The organism is Cloacibacillus sp., from assembly GCF_020860125.1.
GTDB lineage: Bacteria > Synergistota > Synergistia > Synergistales > Synergistaceae > Cloacibacillus.
In genome coordinates, this window is the sequence record NZ_JAJBUX010000014.1 from 1 (window position 1) to 24,158 (window position 24,158).

At 54.8% G+C, this 24,158-nt stretch carries 22 protein-coding genes; 12 read left to right on the forward strand and 10 right to left on the reverse strand.

Annotated elements, in window-relative coordinates; translation table 11 throughout:
* Window positions 1-168: 168 nt before the first annotated feature.
* The 6 genes from LIO98_RS01595 to larA form a co-directional block, all read right to left on the reverse strand.
* The gene (locus tag LIO98_RS01595) at window positions 169-1,071 is read right to left on the reverse strand and encodes a DMT family transporter (protein ID WP_291952664.1); all 903 of its coding nucleotides are present in this window, start codon (window positions 1,069-1,071) and stop codon (window positions 169-171) included.
* 75 nt (window positions 1,072-1,146) lie between these two features.
* On the reverse strand, window positions 1,147-2,631 hold the full coding sequence (locus tag LIO98_RS01600) for a YjiH family protein (RefSeq protein WP_291952666.1): 1,485 nt from the start codon (window positions 2,629-2,631) through the stop codon (window positions 1,147-1,149).
* A gap of 61 nt (window positions 2,632-2,692) precedes the next feature.
* Complete coding sequence (locus LIO98_RS01605; RefSeq protein ID WP_291952668.1) at window positions 2,693-3,922, reverse strand: lactate racemase domain-containing protein; 1,230 nt, start codon at window positions 3,920-3,922, stop codon at window positions 2,693-2,695.
* A 186-nt stretch (window positions 3,923-4,108) separates the two neighbouring features.
* Entirely contained in the window at window positions 4,109-4,528 is a 420-nt protein-coding gene (locus LIO98_RS01610; RefSeq protein ID WP_291952670.1) for a DUF126 domain-containing protein, read from the reverse strand.
* Entirely contained in the window at window positions 4,528-5,745 is a 1,218-nt protein-coding gene (locus LIO98_RS01615; RefSeq protein ID WP_291952672.1) for an aconitase X catalytic domain-containing protein, read from the reverse strand. The genes LIO98_RS01610 and LIO98_RS01615 overlap by 1 nt, the downstream gene beginning before the upstream one ends.
* A 21-nt stretch (window positions 5,746-5,766) precedes the next feature.
* On the reverse strand, window positions 5,767-7,056 hold the full coding sequence (larA, locus tag LIO98_RS01620; protein ID WP_291952674.1) for a nickel-dependent lactate racemase: 1,290 nt from the start codon (window positions 7,054-7,056) through the stop codon (window positions 5,767-5,769).
* A 353-nt stretch (window positions 7,057-7,409) separates the two neighbouring features.
* Here larA and LIO98_RS01625 point away from each other — a divergent pair, with 353 nt between their 5' ends.
* The 4 genes from LIO98_RS01625 to LIO98_RS01640 all read left to right on the forward strand — a co-directional run bounded on the left by LIO98_RS01625 (window position 7,410) and on the right by LIO98_RS01640 (window position 11,294).
* On the forward strand, window positions 7,410-8,072 hold the full coding sequence (locus tag LIO98_RS01625) for a GntR family transcriptional regulator (RefSeq protein ID WP_291952676.1): 663 nt from the start codon (window positions 7,410-7,412) through the stop codon (window positions 8,070-8,072).
* 338 nt (window positions 8,073-8,410) lie between these two features.
* Window positions 8,411-9,355 (forward strand): TRAP transporter substrate-binding protein, encoded by a 945-nt coding sequence (locus LIO98_RS01630; RefSeq protein WP_291952678.1) that lies wholly within the window; start codon window positions 8,411-8,413, stop codon window positions 9,353-9,355.
* 143 nt (window positions 9,356-9,498) lie between these two features.
* Complete coding sequence (locus tag LIO98_RS01635; RefSeq protein WP_291952680.1) at window positions 9,499-10,014, forward strand: TRAP transporter small permease; 516 nt, start codon at window positions 9,499-9,501, stop codon at window positions 10,012-10,014.
* Window positions 10,014-11,294 (forward strand): TRAP transporter large permease, encoded by a 1,281-nt coding sequence (locus LIO98_RS01640; RefSeq protein ID WP_291952682.1) that lies wholly within the window; start codon window positions 10,014-10,016, stop codon window positions 11,292-11,294. Before LIO98_RS01635 ends, LIO98_RS01640 begins: the two co-directional genes overlap by 1 nt.
* Here LIO98_RS01640 and LIO98_RS01645 read toward each other — a convergent pair.
* Window positions 11,286-12,185, reverse strand: a complete 900-nt coding sequence (locus LIO98_RS01645) for a LysR family transcriptional regulator (RefSeq protein WP_291952684.1) — start codon at window positions 12,183-12,185, stop codon at window positions 11,286-11,288. The two genes, LIO98_RS01640 and LIO98_RS01645, sit on opposite strands and share 9 nt — an antisense overlap.
* 87 nt (window positions 12,186-12,272) lie before the next feature.
* Here LIO98_RS01645 and LIO98_RS01650 point away from each other — a divergent pair, with 87 nt between their 5' ends.
* Window positions 12,273-13,637, forward strand: coding sequence for an FAD-dependent oxidoreductase (locus tag LIO98_RS01650; protein ID WP_291952686.1), 1,365 nt, complete (start codon window positions 12,273-12,275; stop codon window positions 13,635-13,637).
* A gap of 123 nt (window positions 13,638-13,760) precedes the next feature.
* Complete coding sequence (locus tag LIO98_RS01655; RefSeq protein WP_291952689.1) at window positions 13,761-14,939, forward strand: pyridoxal phosphate-dependent aminotransferase; 1,179 nt, start codon at window positions 13,761-13,763, stop codon at window positions 14,937-14,939.
* Window positions 14,940-15,107: 168 nt separating this feature from the next.
* On the opposite strand, the gene LIO98_RS01660 is transcribed toward LIO98_RS01655, so the two are convergent.
* The gene (locus LIO98_RS01660; RefSeq protein WP_291952691.1) at window positions 15,108-15,842 is read right to left on the reverse strand and encodes a TSUP family transporter; all 735 of its coding nucleotides are present in this window, start codon (window positions 15,840-15,842) and stop codon (window positions 15,108-15,110) included.
* A gap of 151 nt (window positions 15,843-15,993) precedes the next feature.
* Between LIO98_RS01660 and LIO98_RS01665 the strand changes: the two genes are divergently transcribed.
* Together LIO98_RS01665 and LIO98_RS01670 are read left to right on the forward strand one after the other, a co-directional pair.
* Entirely contained in the window at window positions 15,994-17,412 is a 1,419-nt protein-coding gene (locus LIO98_RS01665; protein WP_291952693.1) for an FAD-binding oxidoreductase, read from the forward strand.
* Window positions 17,413-17,550: 138 nt separating this feature from the next.
* Complete coding sequence (locus tag LIO98_RS01670; protein ID WP_291952695.1) at window positions 17,551-18,867, forward strand: YjiH family protein; 1,317 nt, start codon at window positions 17,551-17,553, stop codon at window positions 18,865-18,867.
* A 143-nt stretch (window positions 18,868-19,010) separates the two neighbouring features.
* Here the strand turns inward: LIO98_RS01670 and LIO98_RS01675 are convergent, their stop codons facing one another.
* Together LIO98_RS01675 and LIO98_RS01680 are read right to left on the reverse strand one after the other, a co-directional pair.
* The gene (locus tag LIO98_RS01675; protein ID WP_291952697.1) at window positions 19,011-19,511 is read right to left on the reverse strand and encodes a GNAT family N-acetyltransferase; all 501 of its coding nucleotides are present in this window, start codon (window positions 19,509-19,511) and stop codon (window positions 19,011-19,013) included.
* Window positions 19,508-20,008: a GNAT family N-acetyltransferase gene (locus LIO98_RS01680; protein WP_291952699.1), complete on the reverse strand. Its 501-nt coding sequence runs from the start codon at window positions 20,006-20,008 to the stop codon at window positions 19,508-19,510. Before LIO98_RS01680 ends, LIO98_RS01675 begins: the two co-directional genes overlap by 4 nt.
* Window positions 20,009-20,146: 138 nt before the next feature.
* Here LIO98_RS01680 and ilvD point away from each other — a divergent pair, with 138 nt between their 5' ends.
* The 4 genes from ilvD to LIO98_RS01700 all read left to right on the forward strand — a co-directional run bounded on the left by ilvD (window position 20,147) and on the right by LIO98_RS01700 (window position 23,894).
* Complete coding sequence (ilvD, locus tag LIO98_RS01685) at window positions 20,147-21,826, forward strand: dihydroxy-acid dehydratase (protein WP_291952701.1); 1,680 nt, start codon at window positions 20,147-20,149, stop codon at window positions 21,824-21,826.
* A gap of 159 nt (window positions 21,827-21,985) precedes the next feature.
* Window positions 21,986-22,459, forward strand: coding sequence for a ferritin (locus LIO98_RS01690; RefSeq protein WP_291952703.1), 474 nt, complete (start codon window positions 21,986-21,988; stop codon window positions 22,457-22,459).
* A 90-nt stretch (window positions 22,460-22,549) separates the two neighbouring features.
* Window positions 22,550-23,074, forward strand: coding sequence for a flavin reductase family protein (locus LIO98_RS01695; protein ID WP_291952705.1), 525 nt, complete (start codon window positions 22,550-22,552; stop codon window positions 23,072-23,074).
* 4 nt (window positions 23,075-23,078) lie between these two features.
* Window positions 23,079-23,894: a TIGR02757 family protein gene (locus tag LIO98_RS01700; RefSeq protein ID WP_291952707.1), complete on the forward strand. Its 816-nt coding sequence runs from the start codon at window positions 23,079-23,081 to the stop codon at window positions 23,892-23,894.
* Window positions 23,895-24,158 lie beyond the last annotated feature (264 nt).

Here is a 24,158-nt window from a genome sequence, read left to right on the forward strand (position 1 = left end):
GTCCGTTCGGAAATTCCAGTCTCAGTTCCAGCGCCTTACCTGATGCGTCATGCATTGAAATCACTCCTTATTTATTTTACTCCGGCGGTGCTCTCGCTAAATATTGTGTGGTCTCCCGTATGTGTGCCGAAAGGGATTTAGTGAAAGGCCGCTGGTTTTTGACAAATTTTATATCGAATTATCTTGGGATGTTTTCTCAAAGGTAAGTATTATTATGCCAAGAAGCAGCAGGCTTATGCCTATGAAGCCGGCGGAAGAGAGCCGCTCGCCTAAAAAGACGGCCGAGAGGAACCATGCCGTGAGCGGTTCGGAGAGTGAAAGCGTATAAGCCTTGCCAAGCGTAAGGTTCAATATTCCTTTGGTAAATAGAACGGATGGCAGTATAGTTGAAACGACAGATAACATAAAAACGCATAGGATGCCGGAGGCCGTAATCAGCCATGAGATATCTCCCATTATCAGACATGGCAGCGCCATGACACCGCTTAACATATTTATCCACGAAACCGTCTCAATAGGGTCGCGCGGTCCGATTATTCTAAGCCCGATGCCCTGGCAGGCATATGACATTCCCGCGCACAGCGCGAGAAATATACCGAGTAGGTTAGCGTGGGCAAGATTTCCAGAGCCGCCCGGGGCGACGAGCAAAACACATCCGACGATGGCCAGGCATGTTGCGATGTACCATCTGTAAGTCAGCTTCTCCTTAAAAAATAGGAATCCGGAAAATCCAGCCATTATCGGCGCCGCGCCCAAGCCAACGAGTGATCCGATTCCGACACCGGTCAGCAGCACCGCGGGGAAAAACGCGAACTGATATGCGGTGAGGCCAAATGCAGACAATAGTATCCCTTTAAAATTCCAGCCTTGCTGAAACACGCTTTTCCGGCGGAAGAAAAATGAATAGAGAAATAGTATCGAACCGGAAGCAAATACTCTCGCCGACCCCACAGTTAGAGAGGATGCCTCGACTGGAGCGATTAGAGCGCGTACCGTGCCGGTCATTCCCCAGCATGCGCCGGCGGCTATCACCATTACTGCGCCCAGAAGCGTTTCTTTCTTTACAGTCATCTCTCCGCCCTCCTAAGAGTGGAATAGGTCCGCACACTCCAGGCGCGGCCTATCCCACTATATGCTCTCTTGAAGCTAGTAAAGGATGTGTCCTACAATGGCACAGATAAAGATGGCTATTATCGTGCGTTCGATGAATATTATTATCAGGTCCGATACCTTGACCGGCAGTTTTACTGCGAGCATGACTGTCGCGGAATCCGAGAAGAAGATGATTTGGACCATAGAGACGGAGACGACCATGAACCTTGCGAGCTCGGGCAGTTGGTCGGCTTTACCGGAAATCATCAGCACCGGGATGAACATCTCGGCGATACCTGACCAGAAGGAGCCCGCGATTACATTTGCATCCGGTATCTGGAGGAGGTTCAGCACGGGGACGGCGAGCTTTCCGATATACTCAAAGAACGGTGTGTACAAGGCTGTAACCATTGCGATGACGCATACGGCCGACATAAGTGTGTAGACTTTCGGCCACACCGGCGCAGCCGTCTTAAGCGAATCTCGAACCTGAACGGCTACCGGATTTGCGACGTACCCCTTCTTTACCGCCCTTTCACAGGCGAGGGAAAAGATATTTTTCTCTTTCAGGAGCATTCTGTCATGGCTGCGGTCTTCCTCCGTCTGTTGTCTGCCGTTGAAATATACGTCAGGTTTTTGCCGGAGCGGATAGAGCCTCGCGCAGATGGCGGTGACTACGAAACATATAACGAGTGATACGCCGTAGACTTTTGTGAACTGAGCGCCTAATCCGCCGGTGTCGCAGACGACATAGGCAAAACCGATAGAGACCGCGCTGAAGCCCGTTGCGATGATCGCCGCCTCTTTTTTCGTATAAACACCGTTTCTGTGCAGTTGATTTGTAATAAGCACTCCGACAGAGGCGGCGCTTACAAAAGATCCTACCGCGTCCAGAGCGCTTCTTCCGGGAGTCTTAAATATCGGCCTCATGACCGGTTCAAGGAATGTACCGAAGAAGTCGAGCATGCCGTAGTCTATGAGCAGCGGCATAAAGAGCGCGCCGAGAGGCAATATCCATACGCAGTCCGCGACGATGCTGCCTATGACGACCGGCCCTATCTCCGGATTCATGAGCCAGAACGGCGCTTCGTATCCGACATTGCTGATTTGCAGCGAGTACATGGCAAGAAATACCAGGCCGCATATATTGAGAGCGACACGGATGGGGCCCTCTCCGTTGCAGTATTTATGTGCGATATGATCCTTGGATAGATTTTTCCCGCAGAAAAGATTATATATACTGAGCGAAGTATAGCAAAAGGAGAGGAGCAGTGCGTAATAGACGCCCCAGCGGCCGACAAATTTTGTCAGATGCTTATAAATGAACGCGAACATTATTGTTGAATTGCCGCCAATGTTCAGAGGCCAGAAGAAAAGAATTATTGCCAGCACTGAACATACGATACAGCGCATGAGACCTTTGCTTTTTTGTTCTGTCGTGAGGTTCACCGCGTCAAGAACTTTGTAATCGCTGTAATCGGGAGCCTCCGTCGTGAATAAATTCGTCTGCATATCTATTGTTGTTGTACTTTCGGACATATTAACACCTCATTCTGCATAATATATTGTGGAAAGGGCGGTAAAAACTAAGATAATATGACTAGAGCAGCCTTAGTTTTTCATTGGCGGTAACATAATCGAGAAGGGCGTCGGATACCTCTATCATCTCCAACTCAATGGTATTTTTGATTTTTACGATTTTAAGTCTGTCTCTATCGACCTCCCTGGCTACTTGGACTGCGATGCGCAAGGCCTCTTCTTCCGTCTCGGCAATTATGGGAATCTTGGCATCTTCGGGACATTTCACCGCGATAGCATTGGCGTATATTTGTGTAAGGTCCAGTTTGTCAAAGACATTACGTGTTATCACGTCAAAAATACCCATACCAATGGCATTGCCGTGGGACTGGTCAGTGACATCCAGCAGAACCATACGCTTGATATTGGGAACTGAAAGGACAAACTCATGGAGTAAATAGCTTTTCCCCAATATATTTGGGTCATATCCGGCTCCGGAGATATTTTTGCCTATCTCTTCCACGATTAGGATATCGATATCAGGAATCATCAGCGTAGGCATGTAATTCTTGGCAACCTGGACGAGCTCTTTTTCACGCGCTATTATTTTTTCTGCCGGTATCATCTCGATCATAGCAGTCTCGTCACAGGCGTTTTCCAGTATTGCCACTCCGAATCCGACATTTGCCCGCTCCATTATCATCTGGGCGGCTTCAAGCAGCGTCTCCCCGAAGACGTCAAAACTTGCCTCATGTATTGCCGTACAGCCGATATGATTGCCCAGCCCGATGACCAGCATCTTACAGATTCCGCTCTGAATTTCCGTGACGAAATCGGTGTGGAGCTTGACCCTATTGATTGGTACGATGAGATCGGCGCTCAGCGCCTTGGAGTCAAAATATACGTTGATTCCGCGTGAAGTTTTTCCGATAGGGGTCACGTCGACCGATGTAACGATTTCGACTCCCATCTTTTCTTCCGTGATTCCGTATGTACTAAGAACGTCGCGCTGACCTTCCGGCGTGCCTCCGCCATGGCTGCCCATCGCGGAAATAATGAACGGTTCTCCTCCTGCGGCTTTAATTTGCTCCAGAACGGTTTTTACGATTTCGGCAAGGTTTCTGATTCCTCTGCTGCCTACCGCTACGGCGACTCTAGCTCCCGGCTTGATTTTGGACGCTATTTCATTTTGGGAAATCTCTTCTTTTATCTTTTCTTTGAAATTTTCCAGGCGCGGTTTCTGAAATATTTGCTGTACCCTGTGCATCTTAGGAAGGGGATAATTAAGGTACTCTTCAAGTAGTATCGGCATTCTCCTCTGCCCTCCTATATACAAGAAATGTTCAAAACAGATGGATATATCCAGCGTGTAACGGCGATAATGCATTACATAGGGTACCCCAGGCGAGGATAGGGAGGGTGCGAATGGGAGGGAGGTGAGACAGTCGTCCCCGCCGGGGTGGAATAAAAATAGAGTCGCAGCCGTTATTGTGAACGGTTACTTCTTTGTGATTGTCACAGTTCCGGTATTGGCGTCGACCTCGACATAATCGCCGTCGGCGATGGCCACGAAGGGGTCCTCATCAAGACGGTCGACCATAGTCGCGCCGACCATGACGGCGGAGGATACGATGACGGGCTCTGGTACATTTATTATTATCGCGGCCGGCAGGTTGTTTCTCACCCACAGCTGGTAGAAGCCGTCCGCCTGGACTACGGAGCTACCCTTGCCGGACTGGAGGACCAGCACCTTGCCGGAGATGCTTTTGCCCTCGATCGCGTGGTTTCTCTCTATGACGGTGCCGGTGGTCGGGTCGGTAAGGTAGAAGCACATCGCGTCCTTAGATACGACCGCCTCTCCCGCTCCCGACCCGCGGACTATCGAACGGCACTTATAAACTCTCTTGTTGTCAGCCATTAGTCAAGCCTCCCCTTCACAGCGGCATCTATACATTCCGACAGCCTGCGGATGGCGAAGGGCTGTCCGCGGCGTTCACGGTAGTAGGCGCACTTGGGCGAATCCGTTACGCCGAGCGCACCCTCGAACGATTTCCAGCAGGGCTCGTCGATACAGGTATCTCCCACCATCCGTACGCCGAGCAGCTCCAGCCTCTGGCGCAGGTGCGAACGTTCAGCGAGCTCCACGGCTCCCGATTCCGCAAGGATCCAGAAGGCCGTCTCGTTGCAGATATGCCTGCCGGCGAGAAGCCTTTCGACGTCGAGCAGCTGATTGTAGGTGTAATGCGGACAGCCGAGCATGACGAGGTTGATCTTTCCGGTAGCGGGTGTGAGCATATCCTCCCTCTCCTTGAGGTCTTTATTCGTGAGCACGCATTCTGCCGATGGAACCTTTTTGCCGCCGAATGCCGCCTCTATGGTCGGAGCCTCCGGTGTGATCCCCACCATGTGATACATCGCGACGGCGCCGCTCATGGCGGCCTCCGCGCCGAAATAGAGGAAATCCTCCTGAGTCGGGCGGACGTGCTTCTTGAATCTGAGCACGGGGATACGGTTGCCGGCGATCTTTCCCAGACAATGTCCGAGTATGCCCCAGTCGTAGCAGCTCTCCAGATCGGCCTCGACGTCAACGGCGAAGTCGCCGTATCTGTTCTCGTCGATGTGGAATCCGTAATAAGGAGTCTTGCCGATAACGGCGGCGGCGAGCGCGCTCACCGAAGATTCGCGGTTAGAGCGGGCGCCGAGTGCGCCGTTGACATATGGAGTGGCGCTGGACTCTGAAAAGGCCACATGCTCGCCAAAGAAGGGCACGTTGGAACAGACCCCCGGAGCGCAGTGATATGTGAGCTTCGCGCCGATACGGCGGTATGCGTCGCCGGTCCTGTCGGCGAGCTCGAGCTCCTCCTTCGTCACGTCAAAAAACTTCGTCAGATAATTCGTGTCCCAGTAAGGGTTGGTGGTGGGGGGCACGGCGCAGGTGGCGCCGCCGTTTACCAGCAGCTCGCACCAATAGGTGTCGCCCTCCTGTCCGCTCAAAGCGACGTGAGCGCGTTTGACGGGGATGAGCTTCTCCGCGTCGAAGGTGAGGCCGAGCGCGTAGAGCATCTCCATCGCCTTCTGCTTTCCGGCTCCCTCTCCTCCGTCCAGTATCCGTTTCTCTTCATCGGTTAAATACATTACAAACCGCCTTTCTATGTGCTATTTTTTCATTAAGACAGGTAAAGATATCCCGCCGAGGGGCAGTATGCCGACGGTCGCCTGCGGCCGCTTAGCGAGCGCCGCGTCAAGCGCCTCCTGCACGCTGGCCGCCGGAATATATTCCATCTTCCGTATCTCTTCCTCGGAGAGGCCGTCGCTGATCATGTAGACCTCGGCCCTTTCAAGCACGCGGCGGCTGCCGAGGGCGACGACGGCGGAGATGACGTCGGTATCCAGGTCATAGGGAGAGGCTGCCTCTATCGCCTCCACAAGGACTTTAACGGGTTGAGCGAGCCAGTGCGCGTAAAGAGGATGATTATGCACCAGCCCCTCGTAACAAGGGGCGGCGAGGATCACGGCGCCGCCGGGCTTCACCGCGAAGTACGCGGAGGTGAGTCCCTTGATGCCCTGCCAGTAGTCCATATCGGCGGGCGAGGAACTGGCGATCACGATATCGGCGAGCTCGTCTAGCTCCACGCTGTAGGATTTCCTTGCTAGCTCGACGCCGGCGCGGTGCGCCTTTAAATAATCGCCGCAGAAGAAACCGGCGATCTCGCCGCTGAAGTTTTTGACCACGTTAATGATGAAGGCCAGCTTTGCGATGCCGCCGACGGCGTCGATGCCCATGCGGCAGGGGTTTCCGTCGATCATCCCGAGCGGGATGTCAGGGCAGAGCCCCGCGCCCCTGTGGGTCGCCTGTGTTGTCACGAAATCGCAGACGCCGGGCTGGACGATCTTCGCGCCGCCTGAGAAGCCCGCGTCGCTGTGCGGAATGATGTTGCCGACGCCGACGAGAAGGTCGGCCTCCAGCGCGCGGCGGTTGATGCGTACGGGAAGTTTGTAGCCTCCGGCCTCGATCTCGCCGAGATCGGTCAGCTCATCCGTATTTGACGCCTCATGCTGGTATACGGCGAAGTTGTCGACGATATGGCCGCCAAGTTTCTCGCGCACCTCTTCGTCCGTCATCAGCCGGTGCGTCCCGGGAGCGGTCATGAAACTTACGGCGCTTTCCGGGATGCCGGTGTCCTTAAGATAGCCGGTGACGACCGGCAGTATCTCCGCCAGCGGAGTATCTCTTGTATTATCCTCAACAAGAAATAAAATATTCTTTTTGCCCTTTGCGAGCGAAGCAAGGGACTGCGAGGCGATGGGGACCTCTAAAGAGCGTAAGAGTTCTTTTTTTAAGTCGGAGACGGATGGAATATTGGTCATCTCTCCCGAGAATAAGACCCTGTTTGTGTGGATATCGAAATCCATAGAACTATTTCCATATGGAATGCTATATTTCATTGCTGATTCCTCCCAGCGATAATACTAAAATCGTGAATGTCTTAGGTACGCCGTCTGTATACAATGAAAATATATACTCTGCTAACATCTGTTTAGTTGAAAAAAGATATTCCCAAAAATTACAAAACCTTCTATGCAAAGATGATAATATTGGGATAAATAAATGTCAACTATGGGAACAAGAAAAAATTTGCTATAATTTTTTGCGGAAAATTATGGACAAAATTACAAAATGCTGTATAGTTTCTGTATACAAGCATCTTAAGAATTAGGATTAATAGCTTAGACATTTATCCATACGGATGGTTTTATACGTGTACGCGGGGATTCTTGCCAAACTGGGAGGGACAGATATGATGTCGAAGAATGAAAGGGCCAGCTGGGTGAAGGCCTACAACTGGATAAGGGAGGGAATCGATTCCTGCGCGCTGAAGATGGGCGAACCACTTCCTGAGACATTTATCGCGAATGAGACCGGCGTAAGCCGTACCCCCGTCCGCGAGGCTCTGCGCGTTCTTGAGCAGGACGGTTATATAAAAATAGTCCCTCTCAAGGGGGCCTTTGTCTCCGAGATATCCCTTGAGGACGTACGCGAGATATATGATATAAGAAAGCTGCTCGAGCCGTTTGCCGCGCTCTCCGCGGCCAACCGCATACCGGACGGCAAGATAAAAGAGATGTCCGCCGAGTGGGAACGGCTTAGTAAGAGGGCGGAGAACGGCGAAGAGATAGACTTTTCAACTGTCGCCGACAGCGACCTCAAACTGCATTTCACGATCGCGAAGTATGCGACTAACAGACGCATCGGCGCGATACTGACGAGTTATCATGTGCAGATCAAGCGCTTTCAGCGTCTCTCCGCACAGTCTCTCGCCGACATCAGGAACTCCATAGAACAGCACATCATTATCCTGAACTGCATCAAACGCAGAGATCCAAAGGCTCTTCACGCCTGCCTATACGACCACGTCGTCAACAGCGAAGGTTATATAATGAAGGACTATTTCCTGCGGTAACGAATATGCAGCATCCATGGCTTATCCGCAGGTGCGGAACCGCCGGTTTCAATATTAGAGAAAAGAGAGCAGACAGCGGTTTCGCGTCTGCTCTCTTTTGTGTGATCTTATCTTTGAACGGTCGATAAGGTTAAAAGTTTCATGAATGAACTTCCTTTAGTATCATACTTTATTAGTATGCTGAATATGCTTAATTAGATATTTTTCATATGTTTAGAAAAATGTTATTCTAAGCCCGGCTAAAATACTTTCATGTCATATCAAAATAAACAGATGATATGGCAGTGGTGGTATTAAAGGTCGATTATGCTATTTTCTATCAATGAGGAGGTCATGTTATGTTTTTCAAGAATGCCGGTAAAGTATTGCTGGCGGCGGTGATCGCGTGTGGTTTCGCATTTATGGGAACACGGGCCGACTGTAGTGACTCCAAGGTTTATACCATCAGGATAGGTTCGATCAGTTCAGAGGCGATACCAGAGGTGCGGGCCGCCTATGAGTTTAAAAAAGAGATTGAAAAATCAAGCGGCGGAAGGATCAAGGTCGAGGTGTTCCCTAACGGCGCGCTGGGAGGGGACCGTCAAATGGCGGAGGCCGTCTCGCTGGGAACGCTGGATATGGTGCTGACGACGACGTCGGCCCTGACCACCTATGAGCCTAAGTTTGGAATACTGGATATGCCGTTTGCCTTTTCCGACGCGCAGACCGCCTTTAAGGCCGTGGACGGGGAGCTCGGCCAGTATCTGAATAAGGAGCTGGAACGGAGCGCGGGAATGGTCAATCTGGGATATATGCTGAACGGCGTGCGCCATATGGTGAACAGCAAGCGCCCGATCAACGCCCCTTCGGACCTGGCTGGATTGAAAATGAGGGTCATGGAGAGCCCAGTTTACATCGGCCTTTTTAAAGCACTTGGCGCGAACCCCACGCCGATGTCCTTCACGGAAGTCTATACCTCCCTGCAGCAGAAGACGATAGACGGTTTTGAGGTCAGCGCCAATTTTATGGTGGAGATGAAATTTTACGACGTCCAGAAATATTACAGTCTTACGGGGCATACGGTGTCGTTCCTCGTCGCCGCGATGAACAAAAACAAGTTCGATAAACTGCCGTCCGACCTTCAAAAGATGGTGACGGCCTCGGCGAAGAAGTGGTTCGTCGATTATCAGAGGAAGGTATCTCTGAGCGAAGACGCCGGTTATATAAAACAGCTGAAGTCGCACGGAATGAGCGTCAACGGGATAACGCCGGAGAACCACGCGAAGTTTGTCAAAGCCGTGTAGCCGGTATATGCCGAATTTGAGAAAAAATTGGGCAGGGACGTCTTTGTGCTGCTGAAAAAGTATCAGTAGTTTTTTACGGCAGAACCAGTGCGGACGGGCATATACATCTCTGTCCGCACCGGTCGGTCAAAGCGCAGATAGGAGTGGCTAAATTGAGTGCGGTGTTAAGGCTGTACAACAAGTTTGAAGAGTATCTTTTGGTTTTAAGTTTGGCGGTCTCAGTCGCGCTTGTCGCCCTTCAGATCGTTTTCAGATATTTCATCAACGCCTCCATCCCCTGGAGCGAAGAGCTGACGCGGTATATTTTTATCTGGCAGATATGGCTGGGAACGAGTTTTGCGCAGAGGGACGGCAAGCATCTGAAGGTCGAGGTCCTGTATTCTCTGATGAATCCCGCCGGCAAAAAGTTCCTAAATGTGCTTTCAAATCTTATCTTTCTCTCGTTTTGCGTATTTCTTACGGTGAACGGCTTTTCTCTCGTCATGAATCTGGCTCACAGATATTCCCTCTCTCCCGCGATGGAGATACCGCTGCTTTTTGTGTACCTGTCATTGCCTGTGAGCAACCTTGTGCTTTCCGTCAGGATCATCGCCGGACTCAAAGAGATAATCACGACCCCGGCGGCCGCTTTCGCCGGTAAGAAGGAGGAGATACGGTAATGGAATTCACGGTCTTATTCGGCTCTTTCCTTGTACTGATCCTGCTGACCGTTCCCGTCGGCTACGTCATAGGGATATCCACGCTGATCACGCTCTATTTTTTCTCCGATATATCGTTCGTCATGATCTCCCAGAACGCCGTGGCGGGAGTCGATTCCTTTTCCCTCTTGGCGATCCCCTTCTTCATACTTGCGGGAAGCCTGATGAGCGCCGGCGGTCTGGTTAAGCGGCTGCTCAATTTTGCCAACATCTGTGTCGGCGCGGTGACGGGCGGCCTTGCCATGGTGACCACGGTTACCTGTATGTTCTTCGCCGCGCTCTCCGGTTCCGCCGTCGCCACGACATCCGCCGTCGGCTCGTTTATGATCCCGGCGATGAAAGAGAAGGGCTACGACGAGGGATTCGCCGCCGCGCTCGCCGCCGCGGCCGGCACCATCGGCATCATCATCCCGCCGAGCATCCCGCTTGTCATCTACGGCGTGGTGGTTGGCGCCTCTATCGGAGAGCTGTTTATCGCGGGAATCATTCCGGGAATAATAATGGGCTTGGCGATCCTGATAGTCTGTTACGTTATTTCAAAGAAGAAAGGGTACAGAGGGACCGCGGAGAAGCTGACGCTGAAAAGTTTTAGTCATTCCTTTGTGGACGCCATCTGGGCGTTTATGGCCCCGGGGATAATCTTGGGCGGTATCTACTGGGGGATATGCACTCCCACCGAGGCGGCGGTGATAGCGGTCTTGTACTCTCTGTTCACCGGCGTCGTCATCTACAGAGAACTGACATTTGCGAAGATCTACGATGCCTTCGTGGAGACGCTGACGGTCAATGGGGCGACGACCTTTATGGTGGGCCTTTCGATGGCCTTCGCGAGTTATCTCATAATGGCCGGGCTGCCGCAGCAGATCGCGGCGTTTCTCATAAGCATCACTGACAGCAGGATAGTGCTCTTTATGATCGTGAATCTCTTTTTGCTGGCAGTTGGCAGCCTCATCGACCCGATACCGGCGATAATAATACTTGCCCCGATCCTGCTGCCGGTGATGACGAAATTCGGCATGTCGCCCGTCACCTTCGGCGTTGTGCTGGTGGCGAATCTGGCGATCGGCTATATAACACCGCCCTATGGCGTCAACCTGTTTGTGGCGATGGCGGTGGCGAAGATCCCGATGGAGCGGATGTTTAAATATATCGTCGCGTTGTTTTTTGCGATGCTTGTCGCGCTGATACTGATCACATATTGCGACTCCGCGACGATGCATCTGGTGCGGTTCCTAAAATAATTTAACGTCAACGTCCATTATCTCCAGCAGCTTCTTGGCCATCGGCGAGATATACTGCTTGGGATTAAAGATGACGACCGGCTTTGTATCGGAGCTTACGCCCTCTATCCGTTTGATGTTCGTCCGTTTATTGGGAAGGTGTTTTAACAGCTGCTGCGGCATAATGGTAGCCCCCAGCCCGCTGAATACCAGCATTATCGCCAAAGAGGAGTTTGAGCACTGGCAGATGATATTGGGTTTGATGTTGAGGTTGGCGAAATCATTGATAAAAAGTTCGTTGTAGCCGATGCTTTTGCCGTCGTGCAGCATGATCAGCGGAAGCTCGGCCATCTCCTCCAGCGAGATATAGTCCCACTGAGGACAGGAGTCCATCGCGGCGGGAACGGCGAGATAGAATTGTTCGGCCGCGAGGGGAACCACGGCCAGCGAACCGGCGTTGAAGGTCGGCGTGCGCAGGAAGAGCAGTTCGATCTCTCTCTTGTAGAGGAGGTCCAGCAGGTTGTTGGGGGTGTCTTCCCATATCTTATAGGTCACGTGCGGATGGAACGAGGCAAATTTTTTCAGATAGTCCGTCAGCTTGGGCGTACATGATATCAGCGAGCCTATCTTCAGGATGCCGGAGAGATTTTCGGGAATATCGTCATTGATGTAATACTTCAGGTTTTCTATTTGGAATATCAGGTCCTGGGCCTTTTGCAGGAGGGCCTCTCCGGCCGAGGTCAGATCCAGCCCCTTTTTAGTCCTGAGAAAGAGAGGCTTGCCGATCTCTTTTTCCAGTTCGATGATATGTCTGCTTAAAGGCGGCTGTGCCATGAATAATTTTTGAGCGGCCCTTGTTATCTGCCCTTCGTTGGCGACGGTAACAAAATATTTCAGCTGTTTTATATCCATAATCGACTATCCCCGATGCTCGTTTACCCTGATTATATCTAAAAGATTACGATAATTCAAATATAGAGACAATAAGGAGCATTTTACATGGAAAAGTTTATCATTGAACCGGAAGCTAAGGTGGAAGTTATCGACCATGCCGACGTGCTGGTTGTGGGCGGCGGCCCCGCCGGCATAGCCGCGGCAGTCGCCGCGGCGCGCGCGGGCGCTGGGAGGGTGGTCCTGCTTGAGCGTTATAACCACCTTGGCGGGATGGCTACCGGGGGGCAGGTCATTCTGATCCCCTCTCTGAGCTATATGAAAACGATGATGATAAAGGGCGTTATGCTCGAAGCGGTCAGCCGGCTTGAGGCTATCCCCAACGGTTACTTTGGCCCGCGGCGGGAGATAATGGGCAGCGACGACCCTCAGTGCGTTGAAAAGTGGCGTCCCTATTTTAATATGACGCGCGACGGCTATGTCTGCTACGGAGGGTACAGCGACCCTGAAATATTCAAAATCGTCCTTCAGCAAATGGTGGAAGAGGCCGGGGTCAAGGTATATCTGCACATGCTTGCCTGTAAGGCGATATGCGGCGGCGATGAGGTGAAGGGCGTGAGTTTTGAAAGCAAACAGGGCCGGAACGCCATTCTCGCGGATGTCGTCATAGACTGCACCGGAGACGGGGACATCGCGGCATCGGCGGGCGCGGTCTTTCAGGACGCCTTCAAGGACGGCCTGCGCAACGCCTCTCTCGGTCTGGTCTACAGGCTCGGTGTGGAAGATTTTATGAAGTTTATGGATTATTCGGTGGAAAACAGCGAAGAATGGGAGAGGCACAATAAAAAACTCAACGAAATTTCCGGCTTCCCGATCGTACTTTTCCCGACCGGCAGGAGGGACGTGGCCTGGGTCGATAACTGGCTCCTCGGTTATAACTGCCTGAAGGTCGCTGACCTGACGGCGGTCGAGTTCAAAGTACGCGCCACGATCCTCGACGTTATCGGCTATATCAATGAAAATAAAATCCCAGGACTGTTCCCGGCCACCCTTCACGATACGGCCTACCAGACCGGCACGCGCGGGAGCAGACGGATTCTCGGCAAAAAGGTGCTGACGGTGAACGACGTCTATAACGGAACCGACTTTGAGGACGTCGTCGCCGTACTGCCCTCGATAGAGGTGATAACCTCCAAAGGCGGACTCGACGAGGACTACCCCGAAAAACCGACGCAGATCCCTCTTGGAGCCCTGCAGGTCGCGGATAAGAGAAATCTTCTCGTTGCCGGAAGGTGTTTTTCCTCGGACGCGCAGGCAAACAACCTGATCAATCTCATACCGCACTGTTTCGCGATGGGACAGGCGGCGGGAGTGGCGGCGGCGGTGTCGCGGCGGACCGGCGCAGATTGCTGCGACGTCGGGTACGAAGATGTCAGGCTGGAATTAATACGGCAGAATGTTTATCTTCCGTAGGTATGGATGATTCTGGCCGCCGTGTTTTTGAAAAATAAGTTGCCTGAAATGGCGGATTGGTAATAATATTGTCTATGTAAGATGGACGGTTTATTTTCTTAGATACGGGAGGCAATAAAAAAGATGACTACGAAGGTTAAATTTCCCAACAGCCGTATGGCTTCCATCAGTATGTCCGGCGGTATCCGCGAAATACTGACGCGCGCGGAGGAGATGGAGCGCGAGGGCAGAAGCATCATCCACATGGAGATCGGCCGCCCAGACTTCGATTCGCCGAAGTGCGCGAAGGAGCGGGTGATAGAGGCCCTCAACGAGGGCAACGTACACTATACGGACATGGCGGGAGCCTATGACCTCCGCTGTGCGGTGGCCGACAAGTATCACCGTGAAAACGGCATGGCCTACGTCGACGCCGATAAAAACGTCCTTATCACGAACGGCGCGATGGAGGCGCTCACCTCGACCTTCCTCACGCTCTTTGAGCCCGGAGACGAGGTGATCGTGCCCGCGCCCTATTTCTCGGCCTACGCGGATGAGCTCGCCATTGCCAGTGCCGTGCTCGTGCCTGTGCCGACGAAGATGGAAAACGGTTTCCGGCTTCAGGTGGAGGAGCTGAAAAAGGTTCTCTCTCCCAAGACCAAGGCCATCCTGATAAACTCGCCCAACAACCCCAGCGGCGCGGTGCTTACGCGGGAGGATCTTGAGGCGATCGCCGCCTTTGCCAGGGAGAACGACCTCTGGGTGATCTCCGACGAATGCTACGAGAAATTCCTTTACGACGGCGAGCATGTGAGCATCGCGAGCCTGCCCGGCATGGAGGAGCGCACGGTGACGGTCGCCGCCGCCTCCAAGACCTGGTCGATGACCGGCTGGCGCATCGGCTGGGTGGTCGCCCCCGCGGCGATGCGCCCCTATGTCAATAAGTGCCACCAGAACCTCACGACCTGCGCCAACTCCTTCGCGCAGGCTGGGGTCGTCGAGGCCTTCGCCCACGCCGACAGCGACGTGACGGCGATGGTCGCGGAGTATAAACGCCGCCGCGATATGGTTGTCAAGTGGCTGAACGATATCAAGGGCTTCGAGGCGATCACGCCCGCGGGAGCCTTCTACGCCTTCCCGCGTATCTCGCAGCTTGGTATGGACGGCTTCAAATTCTGCGCCTGGCTGCTCGAAGAGGCCGGAGTCTCGACCGTCCCCGGCGAGGTTTTCGGAATGCCGGGACATATCCGCCTCGCCTACTGCCGCTCCTATGACTACATCGAAGAGGGCATGAAGAGGATCAAAGAGGCCGTCGAAAAATAAACCTCTGCGTGAATCGCTGTTTATCTCTTTTCCCTACTCGAAGGAAATCGGCGTTTAGAAGTGCGAGTTGCTAAATAACTTTGGGCTCTGGAACCGGAGCCGTATCTTCATACGGCGAGGATGCCAGTGCCCAAAGTTATGACGCAAATCGTGCTTATAAACGCCGATTTACAGGAGATCGAAGAGAAGTTTGAGCACCAGCAGCGCCAGCACCGTGAGCATCATCGGGCGGATGAAGCGCGCCCCCTTCGTCAGCGCGCAGTGCGCGCCGAGATAGTTGCCCGCGATGCCGCATAGCGCCGCGGGCAGCGCCACGCCGTATATTATCGTCCCCGCGAAAGCGAAGGTCATTAGCGAGGCGTAGTTGGAGGCGAGGTTCAATATCTTCGCGTTTCCCGAGGCGGTCTTAAGGTCGAAGCCCATGAGGGCGGAGAAGGCCATGATCGCGAAGGTCCCCGTCCCCGGGCCGAAGAGGCCGTCGTATCCGCCGATCAGCAGACCGATCATAAAGGCGAGCAGCGCGGCGCGTCCGCGCTCCATTCCGGCGGAGCGATCCATCTCGCCGAGGTCTCTTCTGAGAAAAATTATCACCGCCGCGCAGGGCAGGATGATAATGAGCATCGTCTTGATCATCTGGTCGCTGAGCAGCAGCGCCGTCTTCGCGCCTACTGTGGAGCCGATGAACGAGCCGAACGCCGCGACCGCCGCCGCGCGCAGGTCGACAGCGCCGTTCCGCCAGAACTTGAAGACCGCGAGGGTGGTGCCGCAGGAGCTGGAGAACTTATTGCATCCCAGCGCGAAATGCGCCGGCATGCCCGTAAAGATATAAGCCGGTAGGGAGATTATCCCGCCGCCGCCCGCCGAAGCGTCGACAAATCCCGCGAGAAACACCAGAAAGCACACTAATATCAGCGACGTAGTTGAAATTTCAAAGCCTGCGGCCATATAAAGTCTCCTTAAAACAAAGTCAAACGCAGATTATTATATTATAATATACTCTTATAAATATATATGGCCTTTGAATATTTATTCGCGGGAAGAGAGGCGCTTCATCATGGGATACGGTATTGTAACGGAAGATATACTCGCGGCGCTGGCTGAAATAGTCGGTTCCACACACATATGGACTACGGAAGAGAAGCGCGAGGCCTGTTCGCGCGACGAGACCACGACGCTGCGCGCCGGCGAACGCTACCTGCCGGAGGCCGTCGTCGCCCCCGCCTCGGCCCGTGAAGTATCCGAGATATTGAAGCTCGCCAACCGCCATTTGATACCGGTCACGCCGCGCGGCGGCGGCACGGGACTCTCCGGAGGGGCGCTTCCCGTATGCGGGGGCATCGTCATATCCGACGAGAGGCTCAACCGTATCATCGAGATAGACGCGGAAAACCTCGTAGTGGTCACGGAGCCCGGCGTCATTACGAGCGAGATAAACGCCGCCGCCGCAGAGAAGGGGCTCGCCTACACGGGATATCCGATGAGCGTCCTCTCCTGCCACATCGGCGGCAACATCGCGGAAAACGCCGGCGGCGGCAACGCCGTCAAATATGGTGTCACGATGCGCTACGTGCTGGGGCTGGAGGTGGTGCTGCCGACGGGAGAGATACTGACGCTCGGCGGCAAGCTGATGAAGGACGTCTCAGGCTACAGCCTGAAGGAGCTCTTCGTCGGCTCCGAGGGCACGCTTGGCTACGTGACAAAGATCATCCTCCGCCTCCAGCCGCTGATGAAGAACCGCGCCGCGCTGCTGGCTCTCTTCGCCGACACCGAGACGGCGATCAGGGCGGTGCCTAAGATGATGGCGCACGGCGGCATCGTCCCCTCGTCGATCGAATATATAGACGCTTACTGTTACCGCAAGGCCTGCGGCTTTCTTAACGAGGAGCTGCCGATGGAGGGCGTCGAGGCGGTGCTGCTCGTCGAGGTGGACGGCAGCAACCAGGAGTCGCTCGATATGGATATCGAACGCGCGGGGGAGATCCTCTCGGCGGAGGGTGCGGCTGAGATCTACGTCGCCGACACGCGCTCCACGCGCGAGCGTATCTGGTCCGTGCGCCGCAATATTGACGAGGCGCTGCGTGTGACGGACCCCGTGCAGGCGGACGAGGATATCGTCGTGCCGATCGCGAAGATTCCCGAGGTCGCGCGCGGCCTGCGCGAAATAGAGAAAAAATACGGCGTACCGATCGCGAACTTCGGTCACGCGGGGGACGGCAACCTCCATCCTACGATATTGAAGCCCGCGGAGATGACGCTTGAAGAATGGGAACGTGTCGAAACGGAGATAGAATGGGATATATTCCGTCTCACCGACTCGCTCGGCGGCGTCATCAGCGGCGAACACGGCATTGGCAGCAAGCGTAAACGCTACTTCGCGGAGCTTTGCCCGCCGCAGAACCTTGCGCTGATGAAAAAGATAAAGCTCACGCTCGATCCCAACAACATAATGAACCCCGGCAAAATTTTCGACTGACGAAAGCCGGTTGAGGCGGCGCACCGCGGAAAGGAGGCGTTTATGGCGGCCCGCGCTGTGAGAACTTATACTTAAAACATACTTAGAAAAGGAGTATTGAAAATGGCGGAAAAACATAGTTACACATCTGCGCAGATCATGCATTTTTTGATTCCATCGCTTATCGGCGCCATAGTCTTTCTTCTGCCCATTCCCATGAAGGGCAGCCTCAATACCATACTTGGCATTGCGATCGACTGGGGGAAGGCGGTCCTGAAGCCATGGCTGCCGGGTACGGCGATGACGCTCGTCGTGATAGCGGCGCTGGCGTCTTTATGGGCCATGCTCTGCAAGCCTGAAAAGATCGAAAAGGACCCCTTCTGGGGAGGGCTGCTGATCGTCAAACCCTTCTGGCTCGTCTCCCGCCTTCTCGGCGCGGCGCTCTACATAGTTATCTTCTTTAAGATCGGCCCCGAAGTGGTATGGAATATGGATAACGGCGGCACGCCGGCGATAGTCCTCGCCCCCGCGCTGCTCATCATTTTCATCGTCCTCGCGGGCGTCGTGCCGCTGCTTACGGACTACGGTCTTATGGAATATGTCGGCACCTACGCGCGTCCGGTCATGGGGCCGATGTTCAAGCTCCCCGGCCGCTCCGCCGTCGACTGCCTCGCCTCATGGGTCGGCAGCTGCTCGGTCGCCGTTGTCATCACGACCAAGGTCCACGACCAGGGGTATTACTCCGACCGCGAAGCCTCGATCATCACGACGGCATTCTCCGTCATCAGTATCGCCTATATCTACGTCATGGCGGACTTCGTAGGCCTGCCGAACATGTATTTTCAGATAATGGCGGCGGTCTACGCGGTGACCTTCATCCTCGCGCTCATCATGCCGCGCATCTGGCCGCTCTCCTTGATGCCCGACACCTTCTCCGGCAAGGCCGGCAAACAGCGTGTCGGCGACGACATCCCGCAGGGATACTCGCTCGGCGACTGGGCGCTCAAGCTTGCCGTCGAGCGCTCGGCGAAGCAGACCGCGGCGATGACGGTGGATTCAGGCGTTAAAACTTTCATCTCGCTCGTCGTCAGCACGATGCCGCTAGTCGTCGCCTGGGGAACGATCGTCCTCATCATCGCGAACAACACGCCGGTATTCCAGATACTCTCCGCGCCCTTTGCCTGGTGCCTCCAGCTCATGAGGATACCTGAGGCTAAAGAGGTCGCCCCGGCCTTCCTGCTCGCCTACGCCGACCAGTTCCTCGCCGCCGTCGTCGGCTCCGGCCGCACGGCCGTCGCCGCGAAGTTTATGTGCGCCTGTATCTCCGGCACCGGCCTAATCTACATGACCGAGGTCGGCGTCCTCATCCTCCAGTCGTCGATACCGCTCGGCTTCTGGAAGCTGACGGGCATCTACTTTATCAGGGCGGTGCTCAGCATCTTCCTGCTCGCGCCCTTTGCCTGGTTCTTCTGCTAGTTAAGCGTCGCTGACGCATCTAATCAGCGGAATTGGCGTTGGGTTTGTAAAAATAACGCGAAAATAGTTCAAAGTATATGAACAGCGCAGAAAGCCATCGGCTCCTGCGCTGTTCTCGTTTTTATTGTGTGTCTGCCGCGGCTCTATTTAGCGTTGCGGCAGTGTGCCATGAGATATGCGTCGACAAAATGCCCCTCGGGATTGCGCATCCAGTCCTTCGCGATCCCCTCGACCTTGAATCCGACGGCCTTGCAGAGCTTCAGCGCGCCCACGTTGTCGGTAGGGATCTCCACCTCGACGCGTTCCATCATCAGCTCGTTGTCGGCAAGTTCAAGCGCCGTCTCCATCAGTGCCTTTCCCAGCCCCTGTCCCTGCCATTTCTGGTCGACGATGACCCTCAGCGTTGCCATCCGGCGCAGGAATATCTGGTGATTGACCTGTATCAGCACCGCGGCGCATATTTCCTGCGGGTCAGTCTCCGTCTCAAGTACGAGCATGTGGTCGAACTGTGTGAGTCCGGCAATCAGCTGTTCCGCGCTTTCATGCTGCCCGGCGGAGAAGCTGGTGAATCTCCCCTCCCTTACCTTGGCGTTTATTTTGTCGATTCCCTCTGCATCTCCCGGTGTTACGGGTCTTATCCTCATATCTCGGCACCCTCTCCGCGAAGTCTTCCCATCAGGTATTCGTTGACGAACGTACCCTTTACGACCGCGGCATGTTTTCTCGTCGCCTCCACCATAAATCCGAGGCTTTTATAGAGCCTGATCGCCCTCTCGTTGTCCGTGAGCACGAGCAGCTCCAGACGGTGGAACATCAGCTCGTTGTCGGCGCGGTCCACCAGATGTTTCAAAAGTTTGTGCCCGATTCCCATATGCTGGAAATCGGTGTCCACCATCACCGCGATAAAAGCGCTGTGCGCGCGGCACGGCTCCCGGTTCGCGATCATCACGGAGAAGCCGACGACATCGCCGTTTTCCACCGCGACGAAGCCCCTGTCCCTCTCGGTAAGTGAATTTAAAAAAGCTACCGTGGCATTGATTCTCTCGCTGGAAAGGGCGAGTACTCCCTCCCGCACTCCGTTCTGTCTCCTGATGGCGGCTATTGCCTCTGCGTCCTCAGGCGTTACAGGTCTTATTTCCAAAATGCCGGACCTCCCGAACATCTATGATGGATTCTATTGTACTCTAATCATACCCCAATCGCAAAAAGAAAAAATCAGATAAACTTTTATCATCGCTGTGATATCATCTTTTGCGGAAGGAGTGTGACGGTCAGAGAGATGAAATATAAAAGCACTCAACAGCTGGAAGACGTGAATTTTAAAGAGGCGCGGGCGTTATATAAATCGATGGGATGTTCCGACGCCGACCTCAGGGGGCCGGTCATCGGCATCGCGAATTCCTGGAACGAGCTGGTTACGGGACATTTTAACCTGCGGCAGGCGGCGGAATTTGTCAAAAAAGGCATCCACCGCGCAGGAGGCACGGCAGTGGAGTTCGGGATGATCGGCGCCTGCGACGGCCTCGCGAGCGGACACGGAGGCATGAAATATATCCTGCCTTCGCGCGAGCTGATCGCGAACAGCCTGGAGAGTATGGCGCGGGCCCACAACCTCGACGGCCTCGTGATGCTCGGCTCCTGCGACAAGATCGTTCCGGGAATGCTGATGGGCGCTGCGCGCCTCGACATTCCCGCGGTCATGGCCGTCGGCGGGCCGATGCTCGGCGGTGTTGAGTTCGACGGCAGAAAGAGTGACTCCACCTCGCTCTCCGAGGCGGTAGGCATGTTCGAGGCCGGAAAAATCGGCGCGGCGGAGCTGGAAAGGTTGGAAGAGACCTCCTGCCCAAGCTGCGGTTCCTGTTCCTTTTTCGGCACCGCGAACTCCATGGGCGCCCTCTCGGAGGCGATGGGCATGTCGCTGCCCGGCTCGGCGCTGATTCCCGCCGTATACGCGGAGCGCCTCAGAAGCTCCGAAGAGGCGGGACGCCGGATCGTCGAGCTTGTAAATAAAAATATCACCGCGCGCCGCGTGATAACGGCGGAGTCGCTGGAGAACGCTGCCGTCGTGATGCTGGCCACGGGAGCCTCGACGAACTGCGTGATGCACCTCTGCGCGATTGCCTATGAGGCGGGGCTTGACCCCAAAGAGATATTCTCGATGATCGATTCCCTCAGCGAGAGGGTCCCGCTGGTCGCGAAGGTCAATCCGGCGGCGAAATATGACATGGAGGCCTTCTACCGCTCGGGCGGCGTGCCGCAGGTGATGCGGGAGGTGCGGGATATACTGCACCTGGATGCGGTGACCGCGAGCGGTCTCACCGTCGGCGAGAATATCGACAGCTGCAAAAATCCCTACGGCACCGACCGTAACGTGATAAAAAGCGCGGCTGAGCCGTTCAGCCGTGAAAAGGGGCTCTGCCTGCTGCGCGGCAACCTCGCCCCCGACGGCGCGGTGGCGAAGCCCGCGGCGATGGACCCCTCGATGTTCAAATTTACGGGACCGGCGCGCGTCTTTGATTCCGAGGAGGAGGCGAACAGCGCGATCCTCGCGAAAGATATACCGCCCGGCAGCGTCGTCGTTGTGCGCTACGAGGGCCCCAAGGGCGGGCCGGGGATGCGCGAGATGTTCCACGCGATGAAATTCCTCTATGGGATGGGGCTCGCCAAAAGCGTCGCCCTCATCACGGACGGCCGCTTTTCTGGGACCAACAACGGCTGCTACGTCGGACACATCTCGCCGGAGGCCGCCGAGGGCGGCCCGCTCGCGGCGCTGCGCGACGGCGACCTGATAACCATCGACATCGCGAAAAAAGATATCTCCGTAGCGCTCTCCGGGGAAGAGATGGCGGAGCGGCTCAAAGATTGGCGCGCCCCGACACCAGATGCGCCGGACGGCTGGCTGCGCATATACGCGAAGCTCGCGGCCTCGGCCTCGGAGGGAGCCATGCTCAAGAGGTAAAAATTAAATTTTGTCATTTATGACTAAAATATGCGCAATACGTATTTTAATCTTGACTTTAGCGCTAACTGCGATATCATATTTATAATGATTTTGATTTAGAAAAACAAACTTTATAAAGGCAGAAAGGTGCGATTTACAATGATTATCGATGCGAAAATGGAAAAAGCGCTTAACGGACAGATCCGCGCGGAGCTGGAGTCAGCTTACCTGTATCTCTCAATGGCCTCCTGGTTCGACGCCAACGACCTCCCCGGCTGCGCCCACTGGATGAAGAAGCAGGCCGCCGAAGAGCAGGAACACGCGATGAAGATCTATGAATATGTCGTCGCCCGCGGCGGACACGTTATTCTGGAGGCGATCGCCGCCCCGCGCAACGAGTGGAAAAACGCGACCGAAATATTCCAGCAGACCCTTGAGCACGAGCAGAAGGTGACGGCCCTTATTTATGGGCTCGTTGAGAAGGCTATGGAGATGAAAGATTACGCCACGCGCGGCATGCTCTCCTGGTTCGTCCAGGAGCAGGTCGAGGAAGAGGAGCACGCGATGGAGATCCTCGCGAAGTTCAAGAAGCTAGGCGAGATCCCCATATCGCTCGCGATGCTCGACAAAGAACTTGGCGACAGATCATAACTTTTGATATAAGATGGAGGTGCCGGGCTTCAAAGGGTCCGGCACATTTTATATAGCCGGATAACAGAATATACTAAGGGGGGTAATAAGATGGGCAATATCGATATGAAGGCGCTCTTTTCACTGACCTACGGTATGTACATCGTCAGCACCGACCTTGAGGGAAAACTCAACGGACAGATCGCCAACACCGTGATGCAGATAACCTCGGAGCCAATCTGCGTCGCCACCTGCCTCAACAAGGCCAACCTCACGACGGAAATGATCGCCAAAAGCGGCCGCTTCTCCGTCGCGGTCCTCGAACTTGAGGTGCCGATGACCTTTATCGGACAGTTCGGCTTCAAATCCGGACGTGACATCGATAAATTTGAAAATGTAAAATACAGCCTCGCCGAGGCGGGGACGCCGCTCATCGAGGAGTGGAGCGTCGCGGCCTTTGACGCCAAGGTGACAAAGACGGTGGAGATGCCGAGCCACATGCTCTTTATCGGAGAGGTACAGGAATCTGTCTGCTTCAAAGAGGCGCCGCTGCTCACCTACAGCGACTACCACAAGATCAAAAAGGGCAAATCCCCGAAGACGGCCCCGACCTTCGGCTTCAACGCTCTGAAATAACGCCTTGAAGCCGCTTGAAGAGAGTCCGGCAAGGATCGCGAGCCGAGAGATTTTTGAAAAAATATATGACGACTACAACAGGCGGATCTATGTCTCTCCCGATCCGCTTCAGTTTTTATACGATTACGAAGAGACCGCCGACCGCGAGGTTGTGGGACTCATCGCCTCCGGCCTCGCCTACGGTAAAGTGGCGCAGATACTAAAGAGCGTGAAGCGGGTGCTTGACGCCCTCGGCCCCCGCCCCGCCGAATATCTCAAAAACAGCGCGCGGCGCGACCATGAGGAAAAGCTCAGCGGCTTCGTCCACCGCTTCACCGACTGCGGCGAAATGTGCGGCTTCCTCACGGCCACCGGCGAGGTGCTGCGGCACTGCGGCAGCCTTGAGGAGCTCTTTGTATCGGGCTACAACGGCGATATGAGCGCGGCGATGGAAAACTTCGCCGACACCTTCAATCGCTGCGCGGGGCGCGATAACATGTTCCTGCTGCCGAGGCCCTCGAAGGGCAGCGCCTGCAAGCGCATGGCCCTCTTCCTGCGCTGGATGGTGCGGCGCGACGACGTCGACCCCGGCGGCTGGCGCGGCATCTCCCCTGCGGAGCTGCTGATCCCCCTCGACACCCATATGTTCAATATCACGACGACCCTCGGACTCTGCCGCTCCAAGAGCGCGAACGGCAAGGCCGCCGCGGAGATCACCGAGAACTTCAAAGAGATCTGCCCCGACGACCCCGTGAAATACGACTTCGCGCTGACGAGATACGGCATCCGCGAGGAGATGACGGTGGAGGAGCTCTTCGCGAAGTGGCATCTGGAACGCTGACTCAGCTCAACAAAGCAGGAAAATCCTACGGCAGACGCATCCGCATGCTGCGGCAATATGGATAATTTGAAAATGTTCCCGCCCAGTGGCGGGAACATTGCCTTGCAATCGACGCACCGAAGTGCGCCTGCGGTTTTCCGGCCTTATTTCGCGTCGTCATCGACACGTCTAAACTCCGATTTCCTTCGGGTGGGTAAAGCGGTAAATTACGGTTTAGCAAAGATTTTGGCTCCCTCCTTGAGGGAGCTGGCTCGGCGATGTTTT

Excerpts from the sequence above, each read along its gene's own strand:
- LIO98_RS01595 (WP_291952664.1), bottom strand. The coding sequence starts at position 1,071 with ATGACTGTAAAGAAAGAAACGCTTCTGGGCGCAGTAATGGTGATAGCC.
- LIO98_RS01600 (WP_291952666.1), bottom strand. The coding sequence starts at position 2,631 with ATGTCCGAAAGTACAACAACAATAGATATGCAGACGAATTTATTCACG.
- LIO98_RS01605 (WP_291952668.1), bottom strand. The coding sequence starts at position 3,922 with ATGCCGATACTACTTGAAGAGTACCTTAATTATCCCCTTCCTAAGATG.
- LIO98_RS01610 (WP_291952670.1), bottom strand. The coding sequence starts at position 4,528 with ATGGCTGACAACAAGAGAGTTTATAAGTGCCGTTCGATAGTCCGCGGG.
- LIO98_RS01615 (WP_291952672.1), bottom strand. The coding sequence starts at position 5,745 with ATGTATTTAACCGATGAAGAGAAACGGATACTGGACGGAGGAGAGGGA.
- larA (WP_291952674.1), bottom strand. The coding sequence starts at position 7,056 with ATGAAATATAGCATTCCATATGGAAATAGTTCTATGGATTTCGATATC.
- LIO98_RS01625 (WP_291952676.1), top strand. The coding sequence starts at position 7,410 with ATGATGTCGAAGAATGAAAGGGCCAGCTGGGTGAAGGCCTACAACTGG.
- LIO98_RS01630 (WP_291952678.1), top strand. The coding sequence starts at position 8,411 with ATGTTTTTCAAGAATGCCGGTAAAGTATTGCTGGCGGCGGTGATCGCG.
- LIO98_RS01640 (WP_291952682.1), top strand. The coding sequence starts at position 10,014 with ATGGAATTCACGGTCTTATTCGGCTCTTTCCTTGTACTGATCCTGCTG.
- LIO98_RS01645 (WP_291952684.1), bottom strand. The coding sequence starts at position 12,185 with ATGGATATAAAACAGCTGAAATATTTTGTTACCGTCGCCAACGAAGGG.
- LIO98_RS01650 (WP_291952686.1), top strand. The coding sequence starts at position 12,273 with ATGGAAAAGTTTATCATTGAACCGGAAGCTAAGGTGGAAGTTATCGAC.
- LIO98_RS01655 (WP_291952689.1), top strand. The coding sequence starts at position 13,761 with ATGACTACGAAGGTTAAATTTCCCAACAGCCGTATGGCTTCCATCAGT.
- LIO98_RS01665 (WP_291952693.1), top strand. The coding sequence starts at position 15,994 with ATGGGATACGGTATTGTAACGGAAGATATACTCGCGGCGCTGGCTGAA.
- LIO98_RS01670 (WP_291952695.1), top strand. The coding sequence starts at position 17,551 with ATGCATTTTTTGATTCCATCGCTTATCGGCGCCATAGTCTTTCTTCTG.
- LIO98_RS01675 (WP_291952697.1), bottom strand. The coding sequence starts at position 19,511 with ATGAGGATAAGACCCGTAACACCGGGAGATGCAGAGGGAATCGACAAA.
- ilvD (WP_291952701.1), top strand. The coding sequence starts at position 20,147 with ATGAAATATAAAAGCACTCAACAGCTGGAAGACGTGAATTTTAAAGAG.
- LIO98_RS01690 (WP_291952703.1), top strand. The coding sequence starts at position 21,986 with ATGGAAAAAGCGCTTAACGGACAGATCCGCGCGGAGCTGGAGTCAGCT.
- LIO98_RS01695 (WP_291952705.1), top strand. The coding sequence starts at position 22,550 with ATGGGCAATATCGATATGAAGGCGCTCTTTTCACTGACCTACGGTATG.